The organism is Puniceicoccaceae bacterium (assembly GCA_040224245.1).
In the GTDB taxonomy this organism is placed as follows: Bacteria; Verrucomicrobiota; Verrucomicrobiia; order Opitutales; family JAFGAQ01; genus JAKSBQ01.
Genome location: JBEGIR010000074.1, coordinates 91,350 through 112,545 on the forward strand (window position 1 = coordinate 91,350; position 21,196 = coordinate 112,545).

A 21,196-nucleotide genomic window follows, 5' to 3' on the forward strand; every position below is an offset into this window, starting at 1 on the left:
CATGCGTATCTTAGTCACCGGCGGTGCCGGATTTCTTGGCAGTCATCTCTGCGAGCGCCTGCTCAGTGAAGGCCATGATGTGGTGTGTCTCGATAATCTGTTCACCGGCAGCAAGTCGAACATTCGGCATTTGCTGGATAATCATCTTTTCGAGTGGATGCGCCATGATGTGGTGGATCCCTTCAAGTGCGAGGTGGATCAAATTTACAATCTCGCCTGCCCTGCTTCTCCGGTGCACTATCAGTATAATGCGATCAAAACCGTCAAGACGTCGGTGATGGGAGCAATCAATTGCCTCGGTTTGGCCAAGCGCACGGGAGCGCGGATTTTTCAGGCATCGACGTCGGAAGTGTATGGTGACCCCGATGTACACCCACAGTCGGAATCCTATCGCGGAAATGTGAATCCCATTGGGCTGCGGGCTTGTTATGATGAAGGAAAGCGCTGTGCGGAAACGCTGTTCTTTGATTACCACCGTCAGAATGACGTGGACATTCGGGTGATCCGGATCTTCAACACCTACGGCCCGCGCATGATGATCAATGACGGTCGGGTGGTGTCCAATTTTATCGTGCAGGCACTGAAAGGAAATCCGATCACGATCTATGGTGATGGGCAGCAGACCCGGTCCTTCTGTTATGTCAGCGACCTGATCGAGGGATTTGTGCGCATGATGGCTCAGGATGAGGTCGTCGGGCCGGTGAATCTGGGAAACCCAAACGAGTTTACCATGCTGGAACTTGCTGAATTGGTGCTCAAACTCACAGGCGGGAAGTCGAAGCTCGAATTCTGTCCGCTGCCAATGGACGACCCCAAGCAACGACGCCCCGATATCACCCTGGCGAGTAAACACCTCGACTGGCAGCCGACTGTGGAGCTGGAGGAGGGACTGGCACGCACCATCGACTACTTTCGCTCCGTAATCTGATTCCCGCATCAGCGAGCATGTGAAATGCATCGCATGCGTGCTTTGTGCAATCGAATTCGGTCGCCATAGGTTTTGACTTGAAGTCCATGCTGTACCATCATCGGCTCTTTCATTCAGGCTATGTTGTCATTTATTTTCAAACGCTTCGCAGGCAGTCACTACCGTCGTTTTCTCAAACGATCCCGTCCGGTGGTGGAAACCATCAATGCAATCGAAGCGCAGTACCAATCCTTGACCGATGATCAACTTCGGGCCAAGACCGATGAATTTCGCACCCGTTTCGCCAATGGCGAGACTCTCGACGACCTGTTGCCCGAAGCATTTGCGGCAGTGAAAAATGCAGCACGCAGGCTCTGTGGCTCAAAGATCCTTGTGTGTGACCAGGAACTCGACTGGAACATGGTGCACTACGATGTGCAGCTCATCGGAGGCATGGCCCTGCACCACCGCTTCATTTCTGAAATGGCAACGGGAGAGGGAAAAACGCTGGTCGCGACGGCGCCGCTCTACCTCAACAGTATCTCCGGGAAAAATTGCCAGCTGGTTACCGTGAACGACTATCTGGCTCGCCGAGACTCCGAATGGATGGGACACCTCTACGAAAAACTAGGGGTATCGGTGGGGTGTATCCAGAACGGAATGCGTCCGGATGAGCGCCGGGATGCCTATGGGCGGGACATTACCTACGGCACGGCATCGGAGTTTGGTTTTGACTACCTCAGGGACAATGGCATGGCCACCCGCAAGGAAGATCAGGTGCAGCGGGATCATTTTTTCTGTATCATCGACGAAGCGGACTCCATCCTGATCGATGAGGCGCGCACGCCGCTCATCATTTCGGGTCCGATGGAAGACGATCACCCGCTTCCGTTCCATGAGTACAAGCCCGGTGTTTCCGAGCTGGTCCGCAAGCAGAATCGATTGTGCAATGAGTTTGCCAGTCGCGCAAAGGAACTGCTTGATATTCCAGAATCCGAGCGTGAGGCCCAGCATCAGTCCCTCATCAAGGAAATTGAGAAACGCAACAAGGAACATCAGAAGGCAGGGCGACCGCTGGAACCCTATCCGGAGTACGAAGATCCCTATCAACTCCTGGTCATGGTCAAGTGGGGCATGCCCAAGAATAAACAGTTACTGCGTTTGATGGAGGTTCCTGAAGTGCGCAAGGCATTTGAGTCCACCGAACTCAACCTCAACGGAGATGTTCAGAAACAGCTTCGCTACCAGCTGAAGGAACGCCTCTATTTCAACATTGACGAACGAAACCACCAGGCAGACCTCACGGAAATGGGTCGGGTGGAACTGCAGCCCAATGAGCCGGATGCGTTTGTGCTTCCCGATCTTCCCAGCGAATACATGGAGATTGATGCGCGCAAGGATCTCGCTACCAAAGAAAAGGAACAGGAGCGTGCGAAAGCACAGGAGCGTTTCTCCCGTCGCAGCGAGGGCATCCATACGATCAGCCAGTTGCTGCGTGCCTACAGTCTTTACGAGCGCGATGTGGAGTATGTGGTGCAGGAAGGCAAGGTGATGATCGTCGACGAGAATACCGGGCGCATCATGGCAGGTCGCCGGTGGAGCGATGGCCTGCACCAGGCGGTTGAAGCCAAAGAGGGTGTCACCATCGAGAAGGAGACCAAAACCTACGCGACCATTACGATTCAGAACTATTTCCGCCTGTATGAAAGACTGGCGGGAATGACCGGAACTGCGGAAACAGAGGCCTCCGAATTTTTTGAGATCTATAAGCTCAATGTGATGGTGATCCCCACGCATAAGGTTTGCGTGCGAATTGACGAAAATGACGTGGTTTATAAGTCGCGCCGTGCAAAATACAATGCGGTGGTCGAGGACATTGAGGCTGCGCACGCAAAGGGACAACCTGTGCTCGTGGGAACGGCCTCGGTGGAATCGTCTGAGTTGCTCTCCCGCATGCTCAAGCGCTCCAAGATCAAACACAACGTACTCAACGCGAAATACCATCAGCAGGAGGCGGAAATTGTGGCAGGTGCAGGTGCACGCGCGGCCGTAACGATCGCCACCAACATGGCAGGTCGTGGTACCGACATTAAACTGGGTGAAGGGGTTGCCGAGTTGGGTGGATTGCTGGTGCTCGGCACCGAGCGCCACGAGTCCCGCCGCATCGACCGTCAGTTGCGGGGACGTTGTGCGCGTCAGGGTGACCCAGGGCGCACCAAGTTTTTTGTATCGTTTGAAGATCCGTTGATGCGGCTCTTTGCAAACCAGGGTCAGTTGTCCAAGGTGCTCGACAAGACGATGGCCGAGGATGAGGAAATGAACCATCCCATTCTGGACTGGTCCATCGAAAATGCGCAAAAGAAGTTCGAACAGCACAATTTTTCGATCCGCAAGCGCTTACTGCAGTACGATGACGTGCTCAACAATCAGCGTGAGGTGGTCTATGGGATTCGCAATGATGCGATTCACAGCGAGGATCCCAGCGAAATATTGTTTGAACTGGTAGAGGAAGAGCTGCAGGAGCGCGCAAATGATGCCCTGCAATCCACGCGGAAATCCGAGCAGGACAACGCTGCAGTCGAGAGTTTTCTCAGTTGGGTGAACCAGCATTTTCCGATTGGACTCAAACCGGAGCAACTCAAGGAGCATTCGATCGAAGGGCTTTCCGGTGTGGCACTCGAGCGAATCAGGGAGGCTTACAATGACCGGCGCCGCTTCGAGGATGAACAGGAGCTGAAAATGCTGACGCGGTATGTCATCATTCGGGCAGTTGACAAGTTGTGGAGGGACCACCTCACGGACATGAATGACCTTCGTCAGAGCGTATCTCTGCGCGGCTATGCGCAGAAGGATCCGCTCAATGAATACAAGACCGAAGCGTTTGTATATTTTGAGGAGATGATGACCAATGTACGCACGGAGGTTTGCTCGAGCATTTTCCGTACTGCGACCAATGTACAGGCGTTTCAAAACATGCTCAGCCGCCTGTCCTCAAAGGTACAGGCGCAGGGTCCGTCGGACGGACCCTCCGGTCAGGCAGCATTGTTGCAGCAGCGTCAGGCAGCGGGTCAGGCTTCTCCTTCGGCACCCAAGGTCAGTACCAATCGACCGCAGGCACCCGCCAAGCCCGTCACGGTCACACGCACCGTTCCCAAGGTCGGGCGCAACGATCCCTGTCCCTGTGGGTGTGGCAAAAAATTGAAGAAGTGCCAATCGATGTGACGAACGAGTCCTCTGCGTCAGCGGGCTTGATGCAATTCCAACTCAACCCCTGATCCGCTCGGATCACCCCTATGCAAGCTGTGCGATGGACCGAATCCACATACTGACGCATGAATTTCGCCCCAAGCGCGGCGGAGCGGGTGCAGTGTGCGAGAAAATCGCTGAAACGCTCACACGGACGGGACGCGAGGTCACCGTGTGGGCGCCGGAATACACCGGCCAGGCGAATGATTTTAATCCAGCTTATGATGTGCGGGTATTGCGTCGACTCAAGGGCACGCGCAATCTGCCGTGCCTGCTGGTCACCGCACGCGAGGTTGCGGCATCCCGAAAAACCCTGCGCACGGCGGAGATCTATTTGGGTGAACCGGGTCCCATCGCGGTCTTCATGGTGCTTACCCTGTTGCTTCCACGTTTCTGGAAACGGCTTGTGATCACTTTGCATGGCAGTGAAATTCTGCGGTATCAGCAATCACGCTGGTGGGGAGCTCCCCTGTTTCGGAGGTTGGCGCGCAAGGCAGATGTCATCCATGTGCTGTCAAAACACAACGAACAAGTGCTGCTGTCCTGGCTGCCGGAGTTGAAGCATAAGCTCGTTCGTGGGTTTGGCATGTCACTGCCGGGTGAGGGGCTTCCGACTCTTGCAAGATCCGCGCTGGATGCTGAACACACAGTGCGAATGCTCTGTGTCGCGCGCATCCATCCGCGCAAAGGTCAACGCGAGTTGCTCGAAGCTGTCCAGCGACTCGAACCCGATGTCAAGCGAAGGCTTCATATCTGCTTTGTCGGGCAGCTGGTAAAGGATCGTTATTTCAGGGAAGTATCCGATCTGGCGTACTCCTGTGGGGCGCAGGTTGAATTTACCGGAGGACTCTCTGATGACGAACTGGAGAAGTGCTACCGCGAAGCAGATCTGTTTGCACTCACCAGTGTACCCTTTGGCACGAGTGTGGAAGGACTCGGGCTGGTCTACCTTGAGGCGTCCCGTTTTGGAATACCGATCCTTGCTCACCGCATTGGAGGAGTGGAAGATGTGGTCAGACACGGGCAGAATGGATACCTGTGTGACCCACAGGATCGTGAGGCACTGGCACGGCATCTTGATATCCTGATTCGCAACCCACTCCTTCGGAAGCAGTTGGGCGAGCAGGGACGTGCGATGGTGCAGACCCATGACTGGCAGTCGGTGGTTTCACGCATGTTTCCCAGTCCCCGGTAGCATCTGCTGGAGCCTGGAGGTCGAGCGAGCGCATCTGACCATTGCTTCGGGTGCTCAGTTTCGCTCCGGTTCGATCATGGTTTCGATCAGATCACGATCTGAGTTGAAGCGCATCGAGATGAGTTTGGAAACACCCTTTTCTTCCATCGTCACGCCAAAGATACTGTCGGCGGCAGCGATGGTTTGTTTGTTGTGGGAAACAATCAGAAACTGGGAAAACCGGGTAAAGTCCCTCAGCATATCCACAAAGCGCTTGATGTTGGCATCGTCCAGCGGAGCATCCAACTCATCGAGCACACAGAAGGGACTCGGCTTGACGATGTAAATAGCGAAGAGCAGTGCCACGGCAGTCATGGTCTTCTGTCCACCACTCAGCAGTGTGAGATTTCGCAGACGGGTGCCCGGTGGGCGGGCGATGATTTCGATCCCCGAGTCGAGAACATCTTCGGCGTCCTGCAACTCCAGATCAGATTCGCCACCTCCGGTGAGTCGGCTGTAGGTTTCCTTGAAGTTGGTCCGTATTTTGTCGAAGGTTTCGCGGAACATGGACTCCGAGGTTTTATTGATCTCGGAAATGGCATCGACCAGCTTGTTTTTGGAATTCCAAAGATCATCACTTTGCGATTTGAGGAATTCGTAGCGCTCCTTGAGGTCGGTGTATTCATCGATGGCGAGCGTATTGACCGGACCCATCGAATTGATCTTGCTGCGAAGCTGTTGGATTTCTTCCTGAAGCGCACTCCAGTCCACTTCTTCGGCGGCATGGGAAAGGTCCTCTTCCGTTGGGTCCGCATCCTCCACCGCCTGTTTTGCGATGTCCTGCACATCACTTTCGTCCTCGAGGTCTTCGATGGAAACCCGACTCAAGATGCGCTGATTGGCTTTCCAGAGTTCGAGCTTCCAGTCGGCGGCTTCGAGATTGATGTCATATTCCTCGCGGATCTTTTCCGTCAGGGTTTTGGCGTAGATGTCCTTTTCCGATAGAGAAAGGGAGATGCGGCTGAGTTCCTCGTTTTGGGTGCGTTCCGCTTCACGATGCTCGTGCAGCTGGGATTCGAGTGCGGTGATCGCGTGATCAAATTCCTGAAAGGACTGTTCTTCCTTGCTCAGTTGAACTGAGGTTTCCTCCATTTCGAGGGCGTAGTCCTCGGCCTGCTTTCGATCACTGGCAATCTGCTCCTGCAATTGCAAAATCGACTGGCGCGAATTTTCCTGCTCCTTTTCGTACTGGGCGACGCGCCGCTCGATATCCTCCTTGCGTCGGCGATTCTCCACGATGGTTTGCTGATAGGTGCCCAGTTTCTGTTTTTCTTCAGAAAGCACAACTTTTGCATTCGAGAGTCCCTCAAATACGGCTTCCTTCTGAGAGCGCATTTCGGACACCTCCATTTCGAGACGACTGATCCGTGTCTTGAGCTGCTCCAGCTCAGTTTCCGAACCTTCAAGCTGCTGCCGAACTTCCTGGAGTTCCGTCTCCTGACGCTCGCGGTCGAGATCGAGTGCTTCCAGTTGCTTGCGGTAGGTTCCCACCCGGTCCGTATTGGAGCTGATGTTGCGTTCGAGCCCGCTCTTTTCGATTTTCAGATTGGAGATTTCGCGTTCGACAGTTTGCAGAATATCCCTGCATTCCTCACGCTCTTTGCGCTGATCCTCGATGGATTGGGTCAGTGAGTCGAGGCGTTCATTGGCCTCGCGCAAATCTTGTTCCTTGGATGAGATTTGCGCCTTAAGCTTGCGCAGTTCGTTTTGACGCTGAAGAAAACTGCCGGATTTCCCATCGTGTTTGCCAATGTTTACACAACCATGACGGGTGATCATTTCCCCCGAAGGTGTGGCAATTTGCTCAAAATCGAAGTCAGGGTGTTGTTTCAGGAATTGAATCGCCTGCTCAAGCGAAGGCGCATAATAACTGCCTGACAAAATATCCGCCAAGGCGGCTTCCAGCTCACTGCGGCTGGTGCGGATCAGCTCTGCTGCAGGGCGCAACGGTCCTTTTGCAGCGGCACCGGTGCGGTGCGCGCAGCGATTGCGCAGCTCTGGCACGAGAAAACTGGCCCTGCCCTTCGCGCTTTCGATCAGGTGGCTGCTGATGGTTCCGATGCGGTTGGTATTGGAGTAGACCATGGACTCCAGCAGGGATCCGAGCACCGTTTCACAAAATTGCTGATAATCCGCGTCTACCTGAATGTGCTTGGAAAAAACATCCACTTCAGACGGCTGCACGAGTGCTTCGAGTTCCCCTTGCAGAATGGCCTTGGTTCCGGCTCCAAAGCCCTCCAGTTTGCGCTGAAGATTTTCGAGAATTGACGATTCTGCAGTCAGCTGGGTGTGATGCTTTTCGATCTCTGCAAACTCGTTTTGCAGTTGCTTGAGCTGCGCCTCCGATTCCTGCAGCGCCAGAGTCAACTGCTCAAGGGAGGCGGCACTGTTTTGCTGCTCCTCCTGTTTGCGGATGAGGCGAGCTTCGATGGACTCCGACTGTTGGTTCAGCTCCTCCAGGTCACTCTGGTAGCGATGAAACGATTCCATCAATTCCTCATGCTTGGAGTGGTAGGATTCAAGACCGACTTCCAGGCGAGTCGAGAGGGATCGAAAATGAGTGATGCGCTTCTCTGCAGCAATCAACTCGACCTTCTCCTCCTGAAGTGCCTCGCTGCGCTCCCGCATTGAGGCATCGAGAGCGCTGAGTTTTTCCTCCCACTCCCGGTAACCTGCTTCGGCGTTGCTCACCGCCGAGTGTTGCGTGGTCATCTGTTCATGAATATCGGAATCCTCATCGCCCATGCGGGAAGCATTGCTGTGCAGCAATTCCAGCTCTGCCGCAATCTGTTCAAGCCGCTCCTGATGATGTTCGATGCGGTTGGACTTCAGCTGCTCCTGGTTGATTGCCTGTTCTTTTGCAGAGCGGAGTGAGAACTGGCGACTGCGCAGCTCTTCGACGGTTTGAAAGATGTCGGCCTTGACCAGCTTGCGCTGGGCGAGTTCACGGTTGAGCCGTTCGACGGTTTCGCGAGTGGAATTGAGTTTCTGCTCAGCATTGCTGAACTGCTGCTTGATCCCGGACGACTCGCTGTTGAGGCTGTGATAGGAGTGAGCGTTCCAGGCAATGTCGAGATGAGTGAGGCGATGCTTCAGACGCTGGTAGCGAACGGCTTTGGATGCCTGGCGCTTGAGCGTGCCCATGCGCTTGCTCACCTCGTCAATGATGTCGGTCACGCGCGTCAGGTTCTGCTCGACCATGTTGAGCTTATTCAGAGCCTCCTTTCGCTGTGCCTTGTAGCGGGTGATTCCAGCCGCTTCCTCAAAGATCGAGCGCCGCTCCAGTGGGTTGGAGGAGAGAATCTGGTCGATCTGACCCTGCATCAAAAAGGAATACGATACCTGTCCGATGCCCGTATCCATGAATAGGGACTGAATGTCCTTGAGGCGGCAGAGCTTTCCATTGAGAAAGTAGTCGCTTCCGCCCTCAAGGGTCACTTTGCGTGAAATCTCAACCTCGTGATATTGGGTACCGAGATCTTTTTCGCATTCGGAAAAAACAAGTGTGACCTGACAAAACGGCACGCTCTTTCGGTGCTCGCTGCCCTGAAAGATCACATCCTGCATCTTTCCACCTCGAAGTGCCTTTGCGCTTTGCTCGCCCAGCACCCAGCGGATTGCATCCGTGATGTTGCTCTTGCCGCAACCGTTGGGGCCTACGATGGTCGTGACTCCGGGTTGTAAATCAAGGCGCGTCAGGTCCGCAAAGCTTTTGAATCCGTGCAGTGTGATCGTCTTGAGAAACATGAGTGATGCGTGGGGAGTGAAGATTCCCTGGCCAACAGGATACGAAGCCCCCCAGTTAACGGTGTCGGTGATCCTGCGACAAGTTAAAAAACCGGATCAGAAATACTCGAATATTTTGAAGCGATTTTAACTGGAACTGAGGAGGAATTCCACCCGTTCACATGCGCTTCCCTTTACCTGCAACGGCGTTGATGACTGTCACCGTCGGGTACGACAACTGAAACCATCTTGAGTGCAGGAAAGGGCTAGTCGCTGGTAGCTTCTGCAGCTTTCACCGTTGCGGGTGCCCTGAAGAGCACGCTGAACATCACCAGAAAAACGGCTGCTGCGAAGCAGGGGATCAACCAGTATTGTTTCCAGGCGGTAAGCACGGATTCATTCGCGGATTGCACCATGGCCACGTTCAGCAAACCCGCGATCTGTGCACCGATCAACATGCCAAAGCCCTGAGTGACCATCACCAGCAGTCCTTGCAGCTGACCCCGAAAGCGGGGTTCCGATGCATTGTCCACGTAAATCTGGCCAGCGACAAAAAAGAAGTCGTAGCAGATGCCGTGAAGCGCGATTCCCACGAGCACCATCCATCGCAAGCTCTCCTCGACACCTGCAGCAAACATAGCATAGCGCGCAACCCAGGCCAGCATGCCGATTTGCAGCATGCGCTTTACCCCAAGGCGAGCAAAGAGCAGGGGCATTGCCAGCATGAACACAATTTCGGACGCCTGTCCCAGCGACATTTTGAAGGCCGGGTTAGCAAATCCCGCATCGTTTACAAAGACGGGTGCAAATGCGTAGTAGGCTGCGAGTGGGATGCAGATGAGAAATGAGCAGAGGAAGAAGACAAACATCGAGCGTTCCTTGAGCAGTCGCAGGGCATCGAGACCGAGAATGTCACGCACTTTGGTTTGTTGCCCCTTTCCTTGCGGAGGGGTGTGTGGCAAGGAAAAACAATAAAGCCCCAACACGACACTGGCGATGCCTGCCACGCGAAGTGGAATCGCGCTATGGTCTGCCTTCAAAATCATACTCACCCAGACCCCGGCAACGATCCAACCGATGGTTCCGAAGACCCGGATGGCTGGGAATTCACGCTCCGGATTCCGCACGTGGTGGAAGGCCAGGGCGTTTGAAAGCCCGAGAGTCGGCATGTAGAACAGCGTGTGCACAAACAAGAACAGGATGAACAGCGAAGCAGATGTTTCGGCAGCATAGGGAGCGCAGAAGATGGCGATACCGCCCAGCAGGTGCAGCACCCCCAGGGTTTTTTCGGCTGGGAAAAAGCGATCCACCACCATGCCGAGTAAAAAGGGAGACAGGATGGCTGCAATCGGTCCAAGAGAATAGGCAGTGCCGATGGAGTTTCCGAGTCCGGCAGACATCATGTAGTTGCCAAGGGTGACAAACCAGGCTCCCCAGACAAAAAACTGAAGAAACATGAGCAGGGAGAGCCGGGGGGTTAGCAACGTGTGTGATGGATTCATGGTACGGATTTCAGATGGTTTCGGGTTTGCTGAAGTGCGGACAGCATGTCAGCCTCGCGCTGGCTTCCGGCTTCCCGTTCGACAGCGGCATACCCTGCATAGCCGATGGATTGCAGTTGTTCGAAAAACCGTTGGACTCCTACAGCACCCTCACCCCAGGGCACCTCGATTCCCCATTGGGTGGAGTCGGTGCTGGGCAGTGCGTCCTTCAGGTGCACATGTACCACCCATGGTGCAAGCACCTCAAGTGCGGCGATGGGATCTCCCTTTCCGTAGAGCAGCATGTTGGCCGGGTCGAAGTTCACGCCGAGGGCCGGGTGGTTGAGGTGCTCCAACAACTGTTTCAACTCTGTTGCCGTCTCCTGACCCGTCTCGAGAATGAGCTTTACTCCAGCGGACCGGGATGCATCGGCGAGTTCTGTCAGCCGACTGCAGAAGCAGTCGTAAGTTGAAGGGTGAGCTGCATCAATGAACCCAGCATGAAACGAGAGAAAAGGGACCCGCCAGATTGCGGTTGTCTGGATCGCATCAAGGGCAAGCAGTCGATTGTGCTGCCAGTGTGCATCCGGCACGATGCCACCAGTCTTGCGAATACGCTCCAGTGTACTGTAGTCCTCCTGCGGGAAACTCAGCATCATGCCGCTGACAGTCCATGCTTCATTTGCCACGGTATCCTGGAATCGTGCAGCAGCGGAGACATCGAGATGGAGGCGGGTGACACCGCCTTGTGTGAGCACATTGCGGATGCGGTCGATATCATTGCCGACCGACCAGGTACAGATTCCGATGTCAGTTGTGTTCATGGCTGAGTGGATTGAATGGCGAGACGAACAGAATTTCGAGCCTGCACAGCACTGATGACCGGCTCAGTTGCCGCACCTGAAATCAGGTCGCGAAAGTGTTGGATCTCAAGCGGGTATCCATCGCAGGAATTCAATTCCGGAGAATAGGCGGGTGCATCCGCAGGAATCACCTGCATCCCCATTCCTTCCCGGGAGTTGTAACAGACCACCGCGCGTTCAAACACCGCTCTGAAGCTCATTTCGAATCCAAACTCCGGAGTCATCAACCAGCTTGCAAGTGTACCAATTTGAAGACCCCCTGCAAACTCGAGCACCGAGCGCACCTCCCCTGCAACACCGCTTGACGGCGAACGCGTGCACCAGGATTGCATGCGTTCCGGGGTTCCACAGAGGTAGCTGACAAAGTCGAGATCGTGGATGTGGAGATCCAAGCCGATACCACCGCTCTTTTCAGGGTCGGCAAACCAGCTGCCACTGTCCCATCCGGGTGCTGCCCCGATACGGTTGAAATCACCCGCGATCAAGCGTCCGTAGGTTCCCGCCACTGCCGTTTGTTTCAGCCAGGCATAGGCGGGCCAGAAGCGAATACAGTGAGCGACCATCAGGTGCCGCCCCGCCTGATTTGCAGCGGCTATCATGGCATCACATTGATGGAGATTCAGTGCCATTGGTTTTTCGCAAAGCACATGAACTCCCGCCTCCAGGGCCTGGATACTTGCGTCGCAGTGCAGAAAGGTGGGAAGTGTAATGGAGACGGCGTCGAGTTGCTCGTTTGCATACAGGGTTGCCGCGTCGGTGTAGAGGTGGAGATGCTCCAGATTGAGTGCTTGCGCCGAACCTCCAAGATTTCCCTTTACCGCACCGGATTTTTGGGGCTTCAGATCGCATGCAGCGACCACTTCCACTCCTGGCAAAGCTTGCCAGTGACGCAGGTGAACACCTCCCATGAAACCCAGTCCCACAATCCCGACACGGATCATATCAGATCTCCTTCCAGAACCCACCCTTCCCGGTACGGGCGGCTGAGGTGCGTATTGGCTTCGGGGTGATTCACAAACTGCATGCGACCGGCATCCCACTCAAGCCATTGGGCTGGGAAATGAGTGGCAATGCCTCCCAGCAGTATGATTTCAGTCAACGGAGCCCCATAGTCCAAAAAATCAGCGATGGGAGTGACGGATTCGCCACGCGAGGCATTCAGAAAGTCCAGATAGTGATCCCGTGGCTCGAGTCGCGGTGGGCGGCGATCCTTGAAGCGTTCCCGGGGGAAGAGTTGTGCCCGCTCCCAATGGGGTGCAAGCAGCACCCCCTCTTCACCGAGAAATACGGTTCCCTGGTCCGGAAGAATGCCTTCCGTGAGGATTCTGATTGCCGGAGGGACGCCCAGTGAACCATCCGTCCAGGTGACCTTGAGTTCCTTTCCCGCAGTAAGGGCATTGCCAGCAAAACGGTACTCAATCCATTCATCGATGGCCCAGTTTGTGGCGTTCGGTTGGCGACCGAGACTGCGGACCGCGAGCGGTTGAGTCAGCCCAAGTGCGCGGAACATGCCACTGTAAATATGGCAACCCATGTCTCCGAGAGTGCCTGTTCCGTAGTCCAGACGTTTTCGCCAATTGCCGGGATGATAGTAGCCCTCCACAAAATCTGCCTTGGGTGCGACTCCACACCAGAGTTCCCAGTCAAGTTCCGCAGGAATCGGGTGGGCGTGTGGGGGGCGGGATTCGGTATCGCCCCACGTCTTGTGGCTGAAGACATGGACTTCGCGAATCGGACCGATCCAACCGTCCTGAATCATTTGCACAGCCTGACGCTCATAGATCATGGATGCGAGCTGGGTACCCATTTGAGTGACAACACCTGTACTTCGGGCCACTGCCTCCATGCTGCGTACTTCCGAGATGTTGTGTGCCAGGGGTTTCTGGCAATACACATGCAGCCCGCGCTGCATGGATGCGACGGTCATGATGGCGTGCATGTGGTCGGGGACCGATATGTTAACGGAGTCAAGTTTGTCTGCCTCATCTGCCAGCAGTTGTCGCCAATCCTTGTAGATGCGCACACCGGGGAAATGCTGCAAGACTTCGGGAAGCATGCGATCATCGACCTCTGCAACTGCCCTCAGTTCGAAATACGGACTTTTTGCCAGACTTCGCAGGTCTGCAAGCGCCTGTCCTGAGGCTCCAAAACTTGCGTGCTGCAGTTTGGAGTTTGGGGATAGCGCAGAAGCGCGAATGTGAAACAGGGGAAGTGCGGCTAAGCTCGCTGCAGCACTGCGCATGAATTCACGTCGATTCATCAGTTCAGCGGGGTGAAGGTTTTGTTTTCAGAGACTTGAATCACCCGCATATCCTATCACGCAGCACCCTTTTGCGTCTTGGACGATTCGCGCATCGCGTTGTATAATTTTTGAATCATCCCCTGTTGTTGGTTACAGTTTTGAAAGTGGTGCTGACACTGCTCCGGTAAGCTGCAGGTGTGGTGGAAAGGGTCTTTCGAAAACTGCGAACGAGATGACTGTGGTCGTAAAACCCCACATCCAGTGCAATGCTGGCAATCGTGCGGTGAGTCTGCATCAGAAGGTGGCATGCTGAGCGGACGCGAACGTTGCAGAGATGCTGAGCTGGTGTGATTCCGAATACACGTTTGAAACGTCGCTGGAATTGACTCGGAGAGAGGTTGACGAGTTTTGCCAAATCAGCGATGCGCAGGGGTTCGGCATAGTGGCGGCGCACGTATTCGAGTACCGGGTTCATTTCCAGATGTGGGCGCAGGTGCTCGTGGGCCTGGCTGGGATCCCGTCCGATGCAGGCAAGGCCGATGATGCGCCCATCGTGTCCGTAAAGGGGGAGTTTTGTGGTCACAAACCAGTGGATCGCATGGTTCGGATCGGGTGCCAGTTCCACCCGGTCGATGATGGGGGTTCCGGTAGTAAAAACCTGCTGGTCGTCTTTCACGTAGCTCTCCGCCCGTTCCCGTGTGAACAGGTCGAAATCGGTTTTGCCGAGCATGGCTTTGGTGGAGTTCAATCCACAGGCATTTGCCGCAAAGTGATTTGCCATCACAACTTCGCCCTGAAGATTTTTGACTACAAAATACACTCCAGGCAGGTGTTCAAAGAGTCCCTGGAGCTGTCCGCTGCGCAGCTCCTTTTGAAACGCTTCGGTCGGGTTGCAGGTTGCCATGCCGCGCAGAGCCTAGCGCAGGTCAAGGCATCGCTTCAACTCAATACGATTGGCGCGGATTTTATCTTTATCCGGTTTCGGGCATGAATGTGGGCATCACAATTCCACGGCTTGGTTGTGCCTGCCCGCGCACCTGTGCAAGGTGAAGCTCACAATTGCGCGCTCCGATACCATAGAGTTTGGAGACCAGATGTGCATCGTCAGTTGGCACGAGAAAAACGGGGGACCTGCCCGGGTGCTGGTTCAATTCGGAGAGAATCAGGTGGAACGCTGTGTCCGGGTTTCGGGCGCAGCCCGGCCCCAACAGATTGCTGGCCGGGTGGGCAATGGAGCTGAGAAAACCAGTGATTTGCCCGTCACCGTCGAGCGACACGGATGTGTGCCAAATCTTACGGTGGTTGTTGATGAAATACCGAAAGTCCTTTTCCCGGTGAATTCCTGACAATTCCATCTCCAGATCGACCATGGCGGGAATGTCTTCAAGAGTAGCTTCGCGGATCATCCCCTCATGGTATGGGATGTCGAATCCCCCCGCTGGCACCGTGACGCACATGTCCTGAAAGCAGCGGATGGAGCGGAATCCCTGTCGCGTGTAGAGCGAAAACGAATCGAGATTCATCGCGCTCGAAACCAGTCGAACGGGCAGGGATGCTGCATCGGCAATCTGGATGATTTCCGAGAGCAGCGCACTCGCGATTTTTGCTCCAAAGTGATTTGGATGCACATTCATGATCCCAAGGGAGACATGCGTCTGCCGTTTTCGATAGAAGCACGAACCCATGATGCGCCCCGATTTCGGGTGGGTCGCAAGCACACAGCAACCCGGATCCAAATCCTCATAGACCTCGCAGAACAGGCGGGTGTCATACGGGTTGCAGTTGAAGATGCGGGAATGGCCGTGGGTCTGGTACCAATAGTTGGTCGACAGGCAAATCAGCTCGGCAACCTCATCCCAGTCTGCTTGGGTCAGGGTTCGAATCGTATATTGGGGGAGCATGTGCGGGGGTGCTTGGGGGTGGATGCTGTTAGGATATGCAAACCTTCGTCGCCTCAGTGCAGGTAAACCCGTCGCATCAGCGCAATCCCGATTCCAATCACAGCGATATTGGGTAACCAGATCAGAAGTTCTGGGGCGAAACGGGAAGGAATGTCCAGTGATGAAATCATGCTGACAAAAAAGTAGTAGACCAAGCCTAATGCCAGTGCGAGCATCGCGTTTGCGTAGGTTTCTTTACGTCCGGTTCGAATCGCCAACGGAATCCCAATGGTCGCGAGTGCCAGGATGGAGGCTGCCAATGAAAAATTATTGCTGATTTCCACTTTCAGTTTTCTCAGGTAGCGTTCGGGATTGTTGGCGGCCCGATCCGGAAGTGGTCGGGTGCCTCTGAGCATCTGCAGCATTTCAGACAGTGTTAACTGCGACATTGTTTTCTCAACCTTCGCTGCTCCCAGGCTGTAGCTAAGGGGAAGTTCCACGGGAAACTCCTCAAAAAAAACCGTCGCACCCTCCATGAGCCCACCTTGCTTTTCTGCGCGGGGCCATTGTTCCGCCAGGCCATTGCGAAGGGTGAGGATCAGGGCGTCCTTTTCCCGCTCGTAGCGAATCTCACCGTAGTCGGCTCGAATGAAAAAGGAGGGTCGGTCCTCGGAATCCAGCTCCCAAAGCCAAAACCCCTTAAGGCGACCATGGTCGTTCTCCTGGATAAAGAAGATGTAACCCGGAAATTCCCGGCTGAGCACTCCGGTTTCGAAAAATCGAAGTGGGTCCTCTCGAAGAGCTTCAACCAAGAGTGTTTTGTAGGTCGCACGCGCCGTGGGTGCGACATAGTTGTTGGTGAATCCGGCGAGTATCGAACCCAGTGCGGCCAGAATCAGAATGGGCAGGCTGATGTCCCACAGGCTGCTGCCAGTTGCCTTCATGGCAATGATTTCGCGGTTTGAAGACAGGCGTCCCAGTCCGATGAGCACACCCGCAAGAAACCCCAGTGGCAGGGAGAAGGAAAAGATGTAGGGAATGAGCAAGCCGAACAGCTGGAAAAACATGGTCAGGGACAAGCGTCCTTCTGCCAAACGCGCGGCCAAGTCGCGCAGGACGTTACCACCTACCAGGATGACACAGAAAAACAGCATCGCGCCGATGGTCGCAAGGAGCACTTCGCTCAGTATGTAGCGTCGCAGTATCGTCACAGAATCCGGGAATGCACGTAAGTTGGACTGCGGTTCCGGTTGTGTATGGAACCCACGCGATAGCATCAGCAGGGATGGGCGGTCTTACAAGCCAATATCCTGAGATTGGCCGCGCGGCAGCTGGATTTCCGTCCGGCCACCGCGATTCTCACGGGAGTTGTCCAGTAGCGTACCCACAGCTGAAACCAAGAAATCAAAGCAAGAAGGGAAGCTCGTTCAGAAGGAGTACAAATTAAAACACCGCCCTCCCGAAGGAACGCGGTGTCTTAACAACTTAACAAACTACAAACTAGACTAAAAACTATAAAAACAAATGCTTTGCATGAAGATAGACGGACGGCTTGGCAGTTCGTTCAAAAAATATAGCGACATTCAGAATAAAAAGAATGGGAGCGCGAGGTGACGGGTACGCGGATTTTGTCGATGTTGACAATCGTGCCCTCAAAAGGTGCTGGCTTTGCTGGAGAAATCGCCTTCAACGCGCATAGCGTGTGAGCAGCCTGCACCTCAGCGTTGTCCAGCCGCAAGCTCTCGATGACAATCGACTACCAGATTGTGGATGAGCTGCTCTTGTTCATTGGGGTGGTCGATCAGGCGAGCAAAGGTATCGATGAACATCAGTTGGAAATCGATCAAGGTGCGCAGGGGAATGCGCTGGGCAATTGCAACCAGTCGTGTGAGGTACCAGGGATTTTGGCCAAAGGGATGGTACTCGGATTTTTGTGTCGCATCCTGAAAGCAGGCTGCATAGGCGCTTGCCGCACGTCCCAGCGCAGCGGCGCTCAGCTGCCGGGCGCGGGCATCGATCCACTGACCGTCAATGAGGGAACGCAGTTGGATGAGCAGGCGATTGCGGTTTTGTAGATTCGAAAGTACGGGGCGAGCGTCCTTGTGTGTGAAAAAATGTTTGCGAACAGAGTGCAGTCCTTTTTGCAAGTCGAATTGGTAGAAGGCATCGGCAAGCTCGAAAAACTCGGTTTCCCCAAATTGGGAGACCATTTCATTGACAAGCGAATAGGTGATCACGCGGGAATCGGCACTTGCGAGGTAAGTCGCAAGTTTTTCGATTTCGTTCATCATCATGCGTGTATTTCCGCTGACACGGTCGATCAGGGCGATGGCGGCCTCCGGTTTAATTTCGATCCCCTGAGTACGACATTCCTGAACCACGAGCTGAACCAGTTGATCGGCGTTTTTCCCCGTTGCGAGGAATGCGGCGTTGCCATGCTTCTCGAAAAACTTGGCAAAAGCCTTGCGCTTGTCGATGGGAGAACCCGAAATCAGAAGATAGGTATTGGGGTCATGGAAACCCTCCAGCCAGCTGGTGAGTTCGGTGAGGGATGTCTTGGTGCCCTCGGCGCGACCTGTTTGGTTGTCTCCGAGAAAGTTAACTTGTCGCAACCACACAATTTTCTTTTCTCCAAACAAGGAGAGATTCTGACCTCCCATCATGAATCGTGAAACGCACGATTCCACCTCGGCCACGGTTGAAGCGCGTCCATCAATGACCTCAGTTTCAGCTCCGTCACCCATTTCCGCTTTAAGGGCATTGAACCATGTTTCCGCCTGGCGATCTGCCATGAACTCGTCATCACCACCCACGAGGGCAAATCCGTCTGGAATCTTCATCATCCTCTCTCTGTCGAAGCTTGTGATCAGGGCTTTCCCCGACTGGCACCCATTTCAACCTGCCGGGTGTCGCTTTTGCAAACCTGTTTCCCGCTTTGGCGGAGTTTTTCAAGGCAAACCGGTTTCCCTATGCAACGAAGAATCGCTCAACCCTGCTGTGCTCTGTATGCATCTTCCTCCTGCCGGTATTTGCGAAGTTTGCGCCGCATGAGGTCGAGAGCATATACCGTTGCACGCTGACGAATCAGGCTACGGTCTCCGTTCACATGAATGCGCTTGGACCAGGCTCCATAGGGGGAGTGGTATCCGATAAAAACAGTTCCGACGGGAACCTGTTCATTGCCTCCCTCAGGTCCGGCATATCCCGTGGTGCTCAACCCATAGTCACTGGAGAGACTCTCGGCTGCGGCTGTTGCCATCGCAACAGCGGTCTCCGCACTGACAGCATCGTGTTGCAGAACAAAATCCTCGGGGATGCCCAGTGCCAGAACCTTGGCCTCGTTGGTGTAGGCAACAATGCCACCTGAAAAGACCTTGGAGGCTCCGGGAATATCTGTCAGTGCGGATGCAATCATGCCACCCGTGCACGACTCGGCAACCGCGAGGCGCTGTCCTTGGGTTGAGAGGTGGGCAATGATCGACTTGGCCATGTCAAAATCGCCATACCCCACAAAATCATCTCCAAGTTGTTCGCGCGCGGCTTCTGCGCTGGTTTTTGCACGCTCCATGGCCGGAGCATCCTGCCAGGCGAAGCGCACATCGACCACACCCGAGTGCACGCAGAACGAAACACTCACTCCCTCTGCGGCATCGACCAGTGGCTGCAGCTTGGCCTCCAGTGCCGACTCCCCAATGCCGCAAGTGCGGATTTGGATGAAGGCGCGCTGCTCCTCGATGAGTCCGCGTTTCAGCAGACGCGGCAGTAACTGATTTTCCACCATCGGCATCAGTTCCCTCGGTGGCCCCGGAAGCATGGCGAGGTAGCGTCCGTCGTGTTCAAGAAAGAGTCCCGGTGCGGTGCCATTGGGGTTTTCCATGATCTCAGAACCCTTGAGTTGATAGCACTGACGCAGGTTGTTTTCATGCATCTCCCGGCCCATGCGTGAAAAGCGCTGGCGAATCGTTTCTTCAACCGCTTCATTGAACTCGAGATCGAGACCCAAAAACGATGCAATGGCCTGGCGTGTGATGTCGTCCACAGTGGGTCCGAGGCCTCCGGTCGTGATCAGCAGATCCGTGCTGGGCCATACCTGAGCCATTGCGGCCAGAATTTCATCACGATGATCCCGGATGACCAGATCGCTTGAGAGCGTGTATCCATACTGTGAAAATTTGCGTCCCAGGTATTGCAGGTGGGTATTGGCACGCAGACCGAGCAGCAACTCATCTCCGAGATGAATGACATCGATTTTGCGGAGCATATGGGTGGAGTTCATGGCGGATTGCAGTGGGAAAATGGGTTCGCTTCGTTGACAACGCATTCCATTTTTGAATGGATCGTGGGTCCCGCTTCGTATTCCAGTCATGCCACCCGAGGTATCCAGTCGAATAAAGGAAAAAGTGCGCAATCTGCCGCACACGCCTGGGGTGTATCTGATGAAAGACCGCTTTGGGAACGTTATTTATGTAGGTAAGGCAAAAGATCTCAAAAAGCGAGTTTCAACCTATTTTCAACCCTCGCGCAAAAAGATGGTGGCGCAGCCCAAGGTGCGCTCCATGCTTCCCCTGATTGCCGATCTGGAAACACTCGACGTGAAGTCCGAGACAGAGGCTCTGCTGCTGGAGGGCAAACTGCTCAAGGAATACAAGCCGCGCTACAATACGGATTTTGTGGACGATAAGCGCTTCCTCATGGTGAAGGTGGATGTGCAGAGTCCGCTGCCGGTCTTTCGGCTGACGCGGAATCGCAACGACCAGGGATCCCAGTATTTTGGTCCCTTCGTGCATGCGTCCAGCTTGCGAAAGACTCTCAGTGAGATGCGCCTGAAGTATGGAATCCTGCTTTCGGATGCACGGCCCATCGAAATCGAACCGGGGCGGTATCGCCTGTATGATGACGTGCGCCGGGAGATCTACGGGCACGAAAATGAAGTGACGGTGGACGGCTACCGGGAGCGTGTTGACCTCGCCTGTGCGTTTCTCGAGGGCAAGTCGAAGGAGTGGATTGCCGAGCTGGAAGTTCAGATGCAGCAGCGTGCCCAGGAGCGCGATTTTGAGAAGGCTGCAGAGCTTCGGGATCTCGTGCGCTCCATGCGTGATACACTTGAGCGAACGCGCAAGTTTGCCAGCACTGCGAACCTTCGAATCTCACCCGAAGGAGTCTTGGAGCGATTGAAGGAAGTGCTGGATTTACCCACCCTTCCGCGGCACATCGAGTGTTTCGACATCTCCCACACCTCTGGCTCCTTTGTGGTTGCGTCAATGGTTTGCTTCCGGGATGGCAAACCCAGCCGCAGTGACTACCGACGCTTTCGCATCAAGCGCTATGTCGGCAATGACGACTACCGTTCGATGGAAGAAGTGGTGGGGCGGCGGTACCAGCGCCTGCACACGGAGCAACGACCCATGCCCGACCTCATTGTGATCGATGGCGGCAAGGGGCAGGTCACCTCAGCCATGCGCTCATTCCTGCTGCTCGAGATTCCTCCGCCCGCGATGATCGGTCTGGCGAAAAAGATGGAAACCATCATTTTTGCTGACCACCGGGCACCGCTCAACCTGCCGCACGATGATCCCGCACTCTTTCTTCTGCAGCGTGCACGGGACGAGGCCCACCG

14 protein-coding genes are annotated in these 21,196 nt (G+C 54.8%); 4 read left to right on the forward strand and 10 right to left on the reverse strand.

Annotation, left to right across the window (positions count from 1 at the left end):
• Nucleotide 1: 1 nt before the first annotated feature.
• From ABQ298_12960 to ABQ298_12970, 3 genes are all read left to right on the forward strand, one after another.
• Nucleotides 2–928: a UDP-glucuronic acid decarboxylase family protein gene (locus ABQ298_12960; GenBank protein MEQ9825287.1), complete on the forward strand. Its 927-nt coding sequence runs from the start codon at nucleotides 2–4 to the stop codon at nucleotides 926–928.
• A 120-nt stretch (nucleotides 929–1,048) separates the two neighbouring features.
• The gene (gene secA / locus ABQ298_12965; GenBank protein ID MEQ9825288.1) at nucleotides 1,049–4,129 is read left to right on the forward strand and encodes a preprotein translocase subunit SecA; all 3,081 of its coding nucleotides are present in this window, start codon (nucleotides 1,049–1,051) and stop codon (nucleotides 4,127–4,129) included.
• A gap of 85 nt (nucleotides 4,130–4,214) precedes the next feature.
• Nucleotides 4,215–5,348, forward strand: a complete 1,134-nt coding sequence (locus ABQ298_12970; protein ID MEQ9825289.1) for a glycosyltransferase family 4 protein — start codon at nucleotides 4,215–4,217, stop codon at nucleotides 5,346–5,348.
• 54 nt (nucleotides 5,349–5,402) lie between these two features.
• Here the strand turns inward: ABQ298_12970 and smc are convergent, their stop codons facing one another.
• The 10 genes from smc to ABQ298_13020 all read right to left on the reverse strand — a co-directional run bounded on the left by smc (nucleotide 5,403) and on the right by ABQ298_13020 (nucleotide 19,855).
• A complete protein-coding gene (smc, locus tag ABQ298_12975; GenBank protein ID MEQ9825290.1) occupies nucleotides 5,403–9,134 on the reverse strand; it encodes a chromosome segregation protein SMC in 3,732 nt (1,243 codons plus the stop codon).
• Nucleotides 9,135–9,379: 245 nt separating this feature from the next.
• Nucleotides 9,380–10,615 (reverse strand): MFS transporter, encoded by a 1,236-nt coding sequence (locus ABQ298_12980; protein ID MEQ9825291.1) that lies wholly within the window; start codon nucleotides 10,613–10,615, stop codon nucleotides 9,380–9,382.
• A complete protein-coding gene (locus ABQ298_12985; protein ID MEQ9825292.1) occupies nucleotides 10,612–11,418 on the reverse strand; it encodes a sugar phosphate isomerase/epimerase family protein in 807 nt (268 codons plus the stop codon). The genes ABQ298_12980 and ABQ298_12985 overlap by 4 nt, the downstream gene beginning before the upstream one ends.
• Complete coding sequence (locus tag ABQ298_12990) at nucleotides 11,415–12,398, reverse strand: Gfo/Idh/MocA family oxidoreductase (protein MEQ9825293.1); 984 nt, start codon at nucleotides 12,396–12,398, stop codon at nucleotides 11,415–11,417. The genes ABQ298_12985 and ABQ298_12990 overlap by 4 nt, the downstream gene beginning before the upstream one ends.
• On the reverse strand, nucleotides 12,395–13,717 hold the full coding sequence (locus ABQ298_12995; protein ID MEQ9825294.1) for a Gfo/Idh/MocA family oxidoreductase: 1,323 nt from the start codon (nucleotides 13,715–13,717) through the stop codon (nucleotides 12,395–12,397). The genes ABQ298_12990 and ABQ298_12995 overlap by 4 nt, the downstream gene beginning before the upstream one ends.
• Nucleotides 13,718–13,832: 115 nt before the next feature.
• Entirely contained in the window at nucleotides 13,833–14,603 is a 771-nt protein-coding gene (locus ABQ298_13000) for an AraC family transcriptional regulator (protein ID MEQ9825295.1), read from the reverse strand.
• 67 nt (nucleotides 14,604–14,670) lie between these two features.
• Nucleotides 14,671–15,600: a GNAT family N-acetyltransferase gene (locus ABQ298_13005; GenBank protein ID MEQ9825296.1), complete on the reverse strand. Its 930-nt coding sequence runs from the start codon at nucleotides 15,598–15,600 to the stop codon at nucleotides 14,671–14,673.
• 53 nt (nucleotides 15,601–15,653) lie between these two features.
• Nucleotides 15,654–16,790 (reverse strand): LptF/LptG family permease, encoded by a 1,137-nt coding sequence (locus ABQ298_13010; protein MEQ9825297.1) that lies wholly within the window; start codon nucleotides 16,788–16,790, stop codon nucleotides 15,654–15,656.
• 507 nt (nucleotides 16,791–17,297) lie between these two features.
• A complete protein-coding gene (gene holA, locus ABQ298_13015) occupies nucleotides 17,298–18,422 on the reverse strand; it encodes a DNA polymerase III subunit delta (GenBank protein ID MEQ9825298.1) in 1,125 nt (374 codons plus the stop codon).
• A gap of 143 nt (nucleotides 18,423–18,565) precedes the next feature.
• On the reverse strand, nucleotides 18,566–19,855 hold the full coding sequence (locus tag ABQ298_13020) for a competence/damage-inducible protein A (protein MEQ9825299.1): 1,290 nt from the start codon (nucleotides 19,853–19,855) through the stop codon (nucleotides 18,566–18,568).
• An 88-nt stretch (nucleotides 19,856–19,943) separates the two neighbouring features.
• Here ABQ298_13020 and ABQ298_13025 point away from each other — a divergent pair.
• Nucleotides 19,944–21,196, forward strand: a 1,253-nt coding sequence (locus tag ABQ298_13025; protein MEQ9825300.1) for a GIY-YIG nuclease family protein, incomplete at its 3' end; no start/stop codon positions are given.

What these genes read in the sequence shown, in the direction of transcription:
- ABQ298_12960 (MEQ9825287.1), top strand. Translation starts at nt 2, where the DNA reads ATGCGTATCTTAGTCACCGGCGGTGCCGGATTTCTTGGCAGTCATCTC.
- ABQ298_13005 (MEQ9825296.1), bottom strand. Translation starts at nt 15,600, where the DNA reads ATGCTCCCCCAATATACGATTCGAACCCTGACCCAAGCAGACTGGGAT.
- ABQ298_12985 (MEQ9825292.1), bottom strand. Translation starts at nt 11,418, where the DNA reads ATGAACACAACTGACATCGGAATCTGTACCTGGTCGGTCGGCAATGAT.
- secA (MEQ9825288.1), top strand. Translation starts at nt 1,049, where the DNA reads ATGTTGTCATTTATTTTCAAACGCTTCGCAGGCAGTCACTACCGTCGT.
- ABQ298_12980 (MEQ9825291.1), bottom strand. Translation starts at nt 10,615, where the DNA reads ATGAATCCATCACACACGTTGCTAACCCCCCGGCTCTCCCTGCTCATG.
- ABQ298_13000 (MEQ9825295.1), bottom strand. Translation starts at nt 14,603, where the DNA reads ATGGCAACCTGCAACCCGACCGAAGCGTTTCAAAAGGAGCTGCGCAGC.
- smc (MEQ9825290.1), bottom strand. Translation starts at nt 9,134, where the DNA reads ATGTTTCTCAAGACGATCACACTGCACGGATTCAAAAGCTTTGCGGAC.
- ABQ298_13020 (MEQ9825299.1), bottom strand. Translation starts at nt 19,855, where the DNA reads ATGAACTCCACCCATATGCTCCGCAAAATCGATGTCATTCATCTCGGA.
- holA (MEQ9825298.1), bottom strand. Translation starts at nt 18,422, where the DNA reads ATGATGAAGATTCCAGACGGATTTGCCCTCGTGGGTGGTGATGACGAG.
- ABQ298_12970 (MEQ9825289.1), top strand. Translation starts at nt 4,215, where the DNA reads ATGGACCGAATCCACATACTGACGCATGAATTTCGCCCCAAGCGCGGC.
- ABQ298_12995 (MEQ9825294.1), bottom strand. Translation starts at nt 13,717, where the DNA reads ATGAATCGACGTGAATTCATGCGCAGTGCTGCAGCGAGCTTAGCCGCA.
- ABQ298_12990 (MEQ9825293.1), bottom strand. Translation starts at nt 12,398, where the DNA reads ATGATCCGTGTCGGGATTGTGGGACTGGGTTTCATGGGAGGTGTTCAC.